The sequence below is a fragment of the Nocardioides sp. NPDC057772 genome, from assembly GCF_042798075.1.
Classification (GTDB): Bacteria; Actinomycetota; Actinomycetes; order Propionibacteriales; family Nocardioidaceae; genus Nocardioides.
In genome coordinates, this window is record NZ_JBHVKN010000194.1 from 1 (window position 1) to 9,674 (window position 9,674).

The 9,674-nt window shown below is 69.1% G+C and carries 12 protein-coding genes and 1 other RNA gene; 4 read left to right on the top strand and 9 right to left on the bottom strand.

Annotated elements, in window-relative coordinates; translation table 11 throughout:
- Positions 1-59: 59 nt before the first annotated feature.
- The 5 genes from egtD to ACFVJS_RS22905 all read right to left on the bottom strand — a co-directional run bounded on the left by egtD (position 60) and on the right by ACFVJS_RS22905 (position 3,537).
- Complete coding sequence (egtD, locus tag ACFVJS_RS22885; RefSeq protein ID WP_378885339.1) at positions 60-1,064, bottom strand: L-histidine N(alpha)-methyltransferase; 1,005 nt, start codon at positions 1,062-1,064, stop codon at positions 60-62.
- Positions 1,061-1,528 carry a hypothetical protein gene (locus ACFVJS_RS22890; protein ID WP_378885342.1) on the bottom strand — a complete coding sequence of 156 codons (468 nt, stop codon included), beginning with the start codon at positions 1,526-1,528 and terminating at the stop codon, positions 1,061-1,063. The genes egtD and ACFVJS_RS22890 overlap by 4 nt, the downstream gene beginning before the upstream one ends.
- The gene (egtB, locus tag ACFVJS_RS22895) at positions 1,525-2,781 is read right to left on the bottom strand and encodes an ergothioneine biosynthesis protein EgtB (protein ID WP_378885345.1); all 1,257 of its coding nucleotides are present in this window, start codon (positions 2,779-2,781) and stop codon (positions 1,525-1,527) included. Before egtB ends, ACFVJS_RS22890 begins: the two co-directional genes overlap by 4 nt.
- Positions 2,782-2,981: 200 nt before the next feature.
- Positions 2,982-3,331, bottom strand: an RNA gene (gene rnpB / locus ACFVJS_RS22900) — RNase P RNA component class A.
- Between the two features lie 14 nt (positions 3,332-3,345).
- Positions 3,346-3,537 (bottom strand): DUF1918 domain-containing protein, encoded by a 192-nt coding sequence (locus tag ACFVJS_RS22905; protein ID WP_196873524.1) that lies wholly within the window; start codon positions 3,535-3,537, stop codon positions 3,346-3,348.
- Positions 3,538-3,625: 88 nt separating this feature from the next.
- Between ACFVJS_RS22905 and ACFVJS_RS22910 the strand changes: the two genes are divergently transcribed.
- Positions 3,626-4,051, top strand: coding sequence for a tetratricopeptide repeat protein (locus ACFVJS_RS22910; RefSeq protein ID WP_378885348.1), 426 nt, complete (start codon positions 3,626-3,628; stop codon positions 4,049-4,051).
- A 34-nt stretch (positions 4,052-4,085) separates the two neighbouring features.
- Positions 4,086-4,397, top strand: a complete 312-nt coding sequence (locus ACFVJS_RS22915; protein WP_378885351.1) for a 4a-hydroxytetrahydrobiopterin dehydratase — start codon at positions 4,086-4,088, stop codon at positions 4,395-4,397.
- A gap of 6 nt (positions 4,398-4,403) precedes the next feature.
- Here the strand turns inward: ACFVJS_RS22915 and ACFVJS_RS22920 are convergent, their stop codons facing one another.
- The 3 genes from ACFVJS_RS22920 to ACFVJS_RS22930 are packed head-to-tail and all read right to left on the bottom strand — an operon-like array spanning position 4,404 to position 7,587.
- Entirely contained in the window at positions 4,404-5,147 is a 744-nt protein-coding gene (locus ACFVJS_RS22920) for a transglutaminase N-terminal domain-containing protein (protein ID WP_378885353.1), read from the bottom strand.
- Between the two features lie 14 nt (positions 5,148-5,161).
- Positions 5,162-6,091 carry an alpha-E domain-containing protein gene (locus ACFVJS_RS22925; RefSeq protein WP_378885356.1) on the bottom strand — a complete coding sequence of 310 codons (930 nt, stop codon included), beginning with the start codon at positions 6,089-6,091 and terminating at the stop codon, positions 5,162-5,164.
- Entirely contained in the window at positions 6,091-7,587 is a 1,497-nt protein-coding gene (locus tag ACFVJS_RS22930) for a circularly permuted type 2 ATP-grasp protein (RefSeq protein WP_378885358.1), read from the bottom strand. Before ACFVJS_RS22930 ends, ACFVJS_RS22925 begins: the two co-directional genes overlap by 1 nt.
- Positions 7,588-7,745: 158 nt before the next feature.
- Between ACFVJS_RS22930 and ACFVJS_RS22935 the strand changes: the two genes are divergently transcribed.
- Positions 7,746-7,955: a hypothetical protein gene (locus ACFVJS_RS22935; protein ID WP_378885361.1), complete on the top strand. Its 210-nt coding sequence runs from the start codon at positions 7,746-7,748 to the stop codon at positions 7,953-7,955.
- A 3-nt stretch (positions 7,956-7,958) separates the two neighbouring features.
- On the opposite strand, the gene ACFVJS_RS22940 is transcribed toward ACFVJS_RS22935, so the two are convergent.
- Entirely contained in the window at positions 7,959-9,176 is a 1,218-nt protein-coding gene (locus tag ACFVJS_RS22940) for a PQQ-dependent sugar dehydrogenase (RefSeq protein ID WP_378885364.1), read from the bottom strand.
- Positions 9,177-9,219: 43 nt separating this feature from the next.
- Between ACFVJS_RS22940 and ACFVJS_RS22945 the strand changes: the two genes are divergently transcribed.
- On the top strand, positions 9,220-9,674 hold a 455-nt coding region (locus ACFVJS_RS22945), incomplete at its 3' end, for a two pore domain potassium channel family protein (protein WP_378885367.1).

Below are 9,674 nucleotides of genomic sequence, written 5' to 3' on the forward strand. Positions count from 1 at the left end.
CACATAGACCTGGGCCCCGCTGCTCCGAGAACGGAGGAGCGGGGCCCAGGCCATAGTGGTCAGCGCTTGGCCAGCACGAGCGCGTACGCCTCGTCCGGATCCGTCCACCAGCGAAGGTGGCCGAAGCCCGCCGCCGCGAGCTCGTCGGCGGCGCTGTGCCGGCGGAACTTGCAGGAAAGTTCGGTGAGGAGCTCCTCACCCTCGTCGAACTTGATGACGAGGTCGAGCTCGCCCAGCTCCACGCGGGCGGATCCCTGTGCGACGAGCCGCATCTCTATCCGTTCCTCCTCGTTGTTCCAGCGGGCCAGGTGTCGGAAGCTGTCGGGATCGAAGTCGGCGCGAAGGCTTCGGTTGAGGACGTGCAGCGCGTTCAGGTTGAACTCGGCGGTCACGCCGGAGGCGTCGTCGTAGGCCGCAACGAGTCGGCCGGGGTCCTTGACCAGGTCCAGTCCGAGGAGCAGGCCTTCACCGGGTTGCATCGCGGCGGCCACCGAACGCAGGAACCGCGCTCGCCCTGAACGGTCGTAGTTGCCCAGGGTGCTGCCGAGGAGTGCGATCAGCCGTCGTCCCGGGGTCGGCAGCTGCCCGAGATGCTGGTCGAAGTCGGCGACGACGCCGTCCAGGACCAGCCCCGGCCTCTCCTCGGCGAGGGCGTCCATCGCCTGAGTGAGCGCGCTGGCGCTGACATCGACGGGGACGTACGTCGTCAGCCGACCGGTCCGGGTCAGCGCATCGAGCAGGAGCCGGGTCTTCTCCGAGGAACCGGATCCTAGCTCGACGAGCACCTCGGCGTCGGAGTCCTCGGCGATCTCGTGCGAATACTCGGCAAGCAGCGCCCGCTCGGTGCGAGTCGGGTAGTACTCGGGCAACCGGGTGATCTCCTCGAACAGCTCCGAACCACGCTGATCGTAGAAGTACTTCGGTGGCAGCCACTTCGGCGCCGCGCTCAAGCCGGTGCGCGCGTCCTCCGCGAGGCTCTGACGCAGATCCTCGGCTGTCAACAGGGTGGTGATCCTGCCCCGGGTCGGTGTGTTGGTGGTCCCGCCGTCGATGTCGAGGGTCACGCGAGGTTCTCCTTCGGGTTGGGGTGGGGTGTGTCGAGTCGCCACCAGGTGGGCCCGCACGGGCTGAGGACGCCGATGGTGCGCGGAGGGATCGGTCTGGACGAAGTGCCTTGAAGTGGAAGGGTGCTGACGACGTACTCCCAGGCCGCCGGCTCGGCCAGGTGGCCGCCCTGGTCGCCGGTCAGCAGGGCGAGGTCCTCCCCGTCGCTGAGGAGGACCGAGAAACCACCGACGTCGATCTCGTTGGCTATCCGGACGACGGCGGAGCCGACCGGCAGGCGCTCCTGCTGCGCCTTCTCGAGGACCAGGCGCCATGAAGCGTCGATGGTGCCGCTGACTGCGACAGTCCACGGACCGAGTCGTAGCGGAGGGTCGCAGTCGTGAGGGCAGGCCCAGTCGAGGTGCAACTGAGGCGGTCCGAGGATGCCGCGCTCAGCACACGCGACAGCGGCCGTCCAGGTCACGCACCGCCCCCGTCGTCGGCGAGCCGGAGCCCCGTGACGGGCCAGCGTGCGCCAGGCGGGAAGAAGTTGCGGTAGGAGGCTCGGGTGTGTCCCGGCGGAGTGAGCGCGCAACCGCCGCGGAGCACCATCTGGTTCGACATGAACTTACCGTTGTATTCGCCGATCGCGCCGGCGGCGGGGTGGAAGCCCGGATAGGGCAGATAGGCCGAGGAGGTCCACTCCCAGCAGTCGCCGAAGAGCTGTCGCAGGCCGCCGGTCGCCGGGCCGGCCGCACGCGGGTGGAAGCTGTCCCGGTCGGCGAGGTTGCCGGACACCTCGTAGCTGCGGGCGGCGTGCTCCCACTCGGCCTCGGTGGGAAGACGCTTGCCCGCCCAGGTGGCGTAGGCGTCGGCTTCGTAGTGGCTCAGGTGGCAGACCGGCAGGCTCAGGTCGAGTGGTGTGGTGCCGTGCAGGGTGTGCTCGAACCACACGCCGTCGGCCTCGCGCCAGTAGAAGGGCGCCTTCCAGGCCTCGGCGTTGACCCGCGCCCACCCGTCGGAGAGCCACAGTTCCGGGCGTAGGTAGCCCCCGTCGGCGATGAACTCCAGCCACTCGCCGTTGGTGATCAGCCGGTCGGCGAGCCGGTACGGCTCCAGCCACTGCTGGTGCCGCGGAAGCTCGTTGTCGAAGCAGAAGCCGCCTCCGTCGGAACCGATCTCGACCAGGCCGCCGTCGATGTCGACCCACCCCAGCCGATCGCTCCCGTCGCCTTCGGCCGGCCGCCCTGCGTAGGCCGGCTGCAGCGGGTTGAGCGACAGCACGTGCTTGATGTCCATGAGCAGCAGTTCTTGGTGCTGCTGCTCGTGGTGGAAGCCGAGCTCGATGGTCGGGGCGAGCTTGGCGAAGGTGCCCTCGTCCACGCGGTCGAGCAGGTCCCTGACCCGGTTGTCGACATTGCGCCGGTAATCGCCGACCTCGTGCGCGCCGGGGCGGCTGATCACGCCACGCATCGGCCGTGCGTACCGTGGACCGACCTGCTCGTAGTAGCTGTTGAAGAGGAACCAGTACTGGTCCTGGAACGGTGCGAAGCCAGCCTCGTTCTCGGCGAGCACGAAGGTCTCGAAGAACCAGGTCACGTGCGCGCGATGCCACTTGGTGGGGGAGACATCCGCCATCGACTGGACGGTCTGGTCCTCGGGCGAGAGGGGTGCTGCGAGGAGTTCGGTGTCAGCCCGGACTCTGTCGAAGCGGGCGATCGCGGTGGTCGGGTCCATCTCACGTCTCCTGTCGGATCAGCCGAGGTCACCAGGACGCGCAGGGCGTTCGGATGCCGCGGTGGGCAGGTCGGGTCGTGCGGGCAGTGCGAAAGCAGCAACCCGGCGAGTGCGCCGCGTGCTACGAACTACTCTGCCTGGTCACCCAACCCGCATCACGCCCTTTCGGCAGCCGGCAGCATCCCTGGCCCGGTGAGATGCGGACGGGCTGGCCTGTAAGCCGGGTTCTGTGATCGGCGACCATCCATCTCGGACCATCGTTGCCGATGGCCTCTAGCGACCTACCCGCGCACTCGGACGGACCGCCCTCAAACGTACGCTGTCTGGTCTTGCTCCGGGTGGGGTTTACCTAGCTCCTCGTGTCACCACGAGGACTGGTGGGCTCTTACCCCACCGTTTCACCCTTACCGCTACCTGGAGGGTAGAGGCGGTCTGTTCTCTGTGGCACTGTCCCGCGGGTCACCCCGGGTGGCCGTTAGCCACCACCCTGTCCTGTGGAGCCCGGACTTTCCTCGACGTATCTCTACGACGCGATCGCCCGGCCAGCCCGTCCGCAGGAAAAGTCTAGTGCGAGGCCGGCTCGATGTGGGCATCCGGACCGGGGAAGACGAGCGACTCGTGATCGCTGTCGCTCCAGCGTACGAGGTAGGGCGGGCTGCCGTCGGGGTGGCTGACCTCGATGATCTCGGCCTCCCGAACGTGGTCGCCGACGTGCTGTCCCATGACGACGAGGTGGTCACCGACTGATGCGTGCATGCGCGTTCACCTCCTAACCGTCACCATGGTGCTCCCATCGCGGGCGCAGATGGAATACCGTGGTGGGGTATCACGTTCGGAGGGTGTGATGACCGAGAACGAAGAGTTCGAGTACGTGGCCCCGGCCGTCGTCTTCCCGGGCCAGACCGCCCACGAGACCGCCTACCGGACGGCCCACGACCTGCTCTCGCGGCGCTTCCCGGTGGAGGCGCTGGAGATCCTGGAGCCGGCGCTCGCCGACGACCCCGACAACATCGGGCTGCGGAGCATGCGCGCGTGGGCCTACATGCTCCGGGCTCAGCTCGCCAAGGCGGAGGCGGAGCTGCGCTGGCTCGTCGAACGCGACCCGAGCGACGCCTGGAGCCAGCACTCCCTCGGTCGCGTGCTCGAGCGTCAGGACCGTCTCGAGGACGCCCTCGGCCCGCTGCGCCTGGCGGCCGTGATGAGCGACGACTACGACCACCACGCGGCCGTCTACCGCGTACGCAACCGGCTGGCCCAGCGCGAGGAGTGAGCGTGGAGTGAGCGTGGAGTGAGAGGGTGGAGTCATGGAACCTGACACCACGACTCTCACCGCCGAGCAGGTAGCCCGAGAGGAGCTGCCGGGCTGGACCTTCGACGCCTCCGGCGAGGCCGACAGCATCGTCGCCCGCGTGGAGACCGGGGACTTCGTCACCGGTCTCTCGCTGGTCAACGCGATCGGTGCGAAGGCCGAGGAGGCCAACCACCACCCCGACATCGATCTGCGCTATCCCTACGTCGAGATCCGGTTGACCAGCCACGACGCCGGCGGGGTCACCAGCCGTGACATCGCGCTGGCGAAGGTGATCAACGCGCTCTCGGCGGAGTCCTCCCTCTGACCTCGACTAGGACAGACGCGTCATCTCGACGCTGACCTCGACGGTCGGCTCCGCGGGGCCGGAGTAGATCCCGCCCAGCGGCTTGACGTCGGTGTGGTCGCGACCCGTGGCCACACCGACGTAGGCGTCGCCGGGCTCGGTGCCGGTGGCGGGGTCGATGCCGTGCCACCCGTTGTCCCACCACTCCACCCAGGAGTGGGCACCGCCGGGGTAGACGTAGCCGGAGACGTAGCGCGCCGGGATCCCGACCGTACGCAGCGCGCCCAGCAGCCGGTGAGTGGCATCGGACGGCGCGGCCTCGGCGACCGCCCGGCCGATCTCGAGCGCGGCCTCGCCCGGAAGCCCGGCCGTGGCCGCGATGGTTTTCGCCCGGGCGGCGAGCTCCTCGCCCGGCGCCACGTGCTCGGGCAGCCCGAGGAACTCGACGTACCGGTCCGTGACTCCGGGCAGCGCGGCCTCCTCCCAGGTGAGCACGGGCACCGGCCCGGGCTCGCGGGAGACCTGGACGGTGCTGGTCGCGGAGACCTTCAGCGCCCGGTGCGCCTCGAGCACCTCGATCGCGGTGACCTCGTTGCCGAAGTAGTCCTTGTACTCGTAGGTCCACGGCTTCGGCGAGACGTCGAGCCGGTGGTGGACCAGGATCTGGTTGGGCGTGGTCAGGGGAGTCAACCGCGCCTGGTTGTAGGAGGCGACCGCCTGCCCGTCGTAGCTGAACGTCGTGGTGTGCACGATGCGGAACTGCATGCTCATCTCGATCAGACTCCTCAGACCGGCTGCCACGCCAGTGCCTCGGCGCCGGCGAAGTAGCGTTTGGTGACCGCCTCGGTGGCCTCGGCGCAGGTGACCTGGAGCCGCTCCATCTCGGTGGGCAGGTCGGCCAGCAGGTCGTGGAGCGAGCGGTATTCCAGCGACGCCCGCATCCGGCCGATCAGACGGTGGGCCTCGTCGGAGAAGCCGGCCCTCCGGGTCGTGCCCTCCAGCGTGTCCAGCGCGCCCTCGGCACGCTGCAGCGCATGCACCACCGAGCGCGGGAAGATCCGGTCGAGCAGCAGGAACTCCGCGGCCGCCTGCTCGGTCTCGACCCCCTTGTTGACCCGCAGGAACGCGTCGTAGGCACCACAGGCGCGCAGCGTCGAGTTCCACTGCGACGCGCCGCCGGCGCTCGTCAAGGAGGTGGTCGCGACCAGGCGCGAGGTCATGTCGGCGCGCTCGACGTAGCGGCCCAGCATCAGGAACTGCCAGGACTCGTCACGCATCATGGTGGCGTCGGCGGTGCCGTTGATCTGGGCGACCCGGTCGCGCACCCAGCCGAAGACGAACGGCGCCCGCATGTGCTTGAACTGCCCGGCCGGGATGGCCCGGTAGGTGGTGTTCAGCGCCTCCCACAACGGCACCGAGAGCGTCTCGCGCGCGCCCCTGGCCGCCTCCCGGGCTGCCCCCAGTGCATAGGCCATCGAGGTCGGTGCGGTGGTGTCGTACGCCAGCATGTCCAGAGTCTGCGGCAGGCCGACCTTCTCGGTCGGAGGGATCTCGACGCCCATCCCTGCGAGCAACGAGCGGCAGGCCGTCTCCTCGTCGGTGGCGGCGTCCTCGAGGATGTGCTGGGTCTGTACGTCGAGTATCCGTGCGGTGTCCTCGGCGCGCTCGACGTAGCGACCGATCCAGAACATCGACTCGGCGATGCGACTCAGCATCACGCAACCCCCTGCGCTTGGGACTGACCCTGGCTCTGCCCCTGACCGGTCGGCCGGGGCGACGTCGGTCCGGCGAGCACCCAGGTGTCCTTGGAGCCGCCGCCACGGGAGCTGTTCACGATCAGCTCGCCTTCGGCGAGCGCCACCCGAGTCAGGCCACCGGGAAGAACCCAGACCTTGTCGCCATCATTGACCGCGAACGGCCTCAGGTCCACATGCCGCGCTCCGAGATGTCCCTCGATGAAGGTCGGGACCGTCGAGAGCTGCACCACCGGCTGCGCGATCCAGGAGCGGGGGTCGTCCAGGATCTTGCCGCGCAGCACCTCGAGCTCGCGCGCCGAGGCCGTCGGCCCGATCACGATGCCCTTGCCGCCGGAGCCGTCGACGGGCTTGAGGACCAGCTCGTCGAGCCGGTCGAGGACCTCCTCGCGGGAGGAGACGTCGCCCATCCGCCAGGTGTCGACGTTCTTGATGATCGGATCCTCCGCCAGGTAGTAGCGGATGATGTCGGGCATGTAGGTGTAGACGAGCTTGTCGTCGGCGACCCCGTTGCCGACCGCGTTGGCCAGCGTCACGTTGCCCATCCGGGCGGCGTCGATCAGCCCCACGCAGCCGAGCATCGAGTCGGGCCGGAAGTGCACCGGATCGAGGAACTCGTCGTCGATGCGCCGGTAGATGACATGGACCGGGGCCAGCCCCTTGGTCGTACGCATCAGCACCTGCCCGTTGCGGCAGACCAGGTCACGTCCCTCGACGAGCTCGACCCCCATCGTCCGGGCCAGCAGCGCGTGCTCGAAGTAGGCGCCGTTGTAGACCCCGGGCGTCAGCACGACCACGGTCGGGTCGGCGACGCCGGCCGGAGCTGCCGCGCGCAGCGCCGCGAGGAGCTTCTGCGGGTAGTTGGCCACCGGCCGGATCCGGTGCTCGGCGATCGTCTCCGGGAGCGCGGCCGAGATCGCGCGGCGGTTGGTCATCACGTACGAGACGCCCGACGGGACCCGGACGTTGTCCTCCAGCACGCGGAACTCGCCGACGTTGTCACGGACCAGGTCGATGCCGGAGACCTGGACGCGTACGCCGTTGGGCGGGTGCACCCCCGCGGCAGCGCGGTGATAGTGGCTGGAGGTCGTGATCACCTCGCGCGGGATCACCCCGTCGTCGAAGACCTTGCCCTCGTCGTAGACGTCGGCGAGGAACAGCTCCAGCGCCTTGACCCGCTGCTGGACGCCCTTGTCGATCGTGGACCAGGTGTCGCGCTCGATGACCCGCGGCACGATGTCGAGCGGGAAGGCCCGTTCCTCGCCGCCGATGTCGAACGTGACGCCCTGGTCGAGATAGCTGGCGTGCATCGCCTCGACCCGGCTGATCAGCTCCGACGCGCTGAGCCTGCCCAAGGAGTCACCGAGCCGTTGGTAGGGAGGCCGCAGCTCGCTGCCGGCGAACATCTCGTCGTAGGCCGGATCTCGAGTCTCGTAGGCGTCGAACATCTGGCTCATGCTGGCAACCTACTGAAATCCGTGTAACAGCGCTGTTGCCCACGCGAACATCTCGCACAACGGTAGGTTGGCAACATGAGTGAGCGTCAGCGAACGAGCAATCAGGTCATCATGCCGCCGCGTCCGTATCCTGGCGCTTGCGCTACGGAGGTGGCGGCATGAGCGACGAGCACGCGGGCGAGTTCTACTACTGCCTCAAGCACAAGACCGTCGAGCCCTACGAGGGTTGCAAGGCCAAGGACCGGCTCGGTCCCTACGCCTCCCACGCCGAAGCGTCCCTGGCACTGCAGAAGGTGCAGGAGAACAATGAGCGCTGGGACAAGGAGGACAAGGCCTGGGAGGGCGGCGCGGGCACCGAGGACAAGTGATCCTCAGCGCGGTGTGACCCGCAGCAGGACGTCCTCGCCGCCACCGTTGTCGGTGGTGACGAGGAGGTCCCCGTCGGCCGCCAGCGAGACCGTACGCAGCCGCCCGTGGTCGTGCAGGGCCTCGGGCGAGCTGTCGTCGGTGAGCTTGCCGGACTCGTCGAAGGAGAGGATTCGCAGCTCCTGGTCCTTGAGCACGGCGACGGCGAGCGCCCCGCCGTAGGCTCCCCACCGGTCCTGGACCGGGATGAAGGTGCCGCCGCCGGTGGCCACGGTCGGGTTGCCCGAGCTCCACGCCGCTTCGATCTGCTCGCCGGGCAGGCTCTGGTCGGTCATCGGCACCGACTCGTCGTAGCCTGAGCCCGGGTTCCAGCCGTAGTCGCCGCCCAGGGTGATCTGGTTGACCTCGTCGTCGCGGTCGGAGCCGTGCTCGATCGACCAGATGGTGCCGTCTGCCCGCTGTGCCAGCCCTTGGACGTTGCGGTGGCCGAAGCTCGTGATGAATCGTCGGGGTCCTTCGTCGCCCGCCCAGGGGTTGCCCGGCCAGGGCTCCCCGGTCCGCGGGTCGAGCCGGAGTGTCTTCCCGCCGAGCGAGTCGAGGCTGCGCGGGTTCTCCGCGGTCGCGGCATCGCCGGTGCCGACCCACAGCGCACCGTCCGCGCTGATCAGCAGCCGGCAACCACCATGTCGTCCCGAGCTCGTGGGGAGGCCGTCGATCAGGGTCCGCTCCTGGGTGGCGCTGGTCAGCCCGGCGTCGAGGGTCCAGGAGATCACGCGTACGTCCTCACCTCCGTTCCAGCCCTGGCAGGTGTAGATGCGGCGGTTCTCGGCGAAGCGGGGGTCGATCTCGAGTCCCATCAGGCCGGTCTCACCGGAGACCCAGACGTCGTGGTCCTCCAGCGGGATCTCCCGCCGCTGCCCGCCCTCGATCAGCGCCAGCACCGCCCGGTCGCGCTCTGTGATCAGGTACCGGTCCTCGCCGATGTCGGCGACGTCCCACGGGTGGTCGAGCCCGTCGCCCGCCACCTGGACGTCGAGCGTGGGCACCCGGTCGGAGGTCGGTAGGACCGCCGCAGGGGTCGACGAGGAGGGACTCGCGGGTGCACTGGCCGAGCCCGATGGGTTGAGCGGCGGCGGGGTGGTGGCCGGAGAGGGGTCTCCGGCGCAGGCGGCGGTCGAGAGCCCGAGAGCGACCACGGAGGCGAGGGCGATGGCTGCGCGCATGGTGTCGACGCTACTGGCCCACGGGGTCCTAGGGTGGGCGGTTGTGACGAACGTGATCAGGGCGATGCGTGACCACCCCTCCGCCGTACTGCTGCTCGGCCAGCTGGTCGCTGTCCTGGCCTACCCGTTCCTCGACGGATCCACGGCCGGCCGCGCCGGGCTCGGCGTGCTCCAGCTGCTGCTCCTGCTGGCGGCCGTCGCTGCCGTACGCCTCACCCCGGCCTTCTCCTGGGCAGCCTGCATCTTCGGCGGTCCGGCGATGATCTTCGCGGTGTGGGAGTCGGTCGTGCCCGACGAGGGCTGGGTGGTGCTGGCCTCGGCCTTCTTCCACGTGCCGTTCTACCTGTTCGTCTCCTACGCGATGATCCGCTATCTCTTCCACGACGACGTGGTGACCCGCGACGAGCTCTTCGCGACCGGAGCCGCGTTCACGGTGGTGGCCTGGGCGTTTGCCTACCTCTACGCCGCGGTGCAGGTGATCTGGCCCGGCTCGTTCGG

Coding starts and splice junctions, on each gene's coding strand:
- ACFVJS_RS22935 (WP_378885361.1), top strand. CDS start 7,746: ATGAGCGACGAGCACGCGGGCGAGTTCTACTACTGCCTCAAGCACAAG.
- egtB (WP_378885345.1), bottom strand. CDS start 2,781: ATGGACCCGACCACCGCGATCGCCCGCTTCGACAGAGTCCGGGCTGAC.
- ACFVJS_RS22905 (WP_196873524.1), bottom strand. CDS start 3,537: ATGCACGCATCAGTCGGTGACCACCTCGTCGTCATGGGACAGCACGTC.
- ACFVJS_RS22930 (WP_378885358.1), bottom strand. CDS start 7,587: ATGAGCCAGATGTTCGACGCCTACGAGACTCGAGATCCGGCCTACGAC.
- ACFVJS_RS22925 (WP_378885356.1), bottom strand. CDS start 6,091: ATGCTGAGTCGCATCGCCGAGTCGATGTTCTGGATCGGTCGCTACGTC.
- ACFVJS_RS22915 (WP_378885351.1), top strand. CDS start 4,086: ATGGAACCTGACACCACGACTCTCACCGCCGAGCAGGTAGCCCGAGAG.
- ACFVJS_RS22910 (WP_378885348.1), top strand. CDS start 3,626: ATGACCGAGAACGAAGAGTTCGAGTACGTGGCCCCGGCCGTCGTCTTC.
- ACFVJS_RS22920 (WP_378885353.1), bottom strand. CDS start 5,147: ATGAGCATGCAGTTCCGCATCGTGCACACCACGACGTTCAGCTACGAC.
- ACFVJS_RS22940 (WP_378885364.1), bottom strand. CDS start 9,176: ATGCGCGCAGCCATCGCCCTCGCCTCCGTGGTCGCTCTCGGGCTCTCG.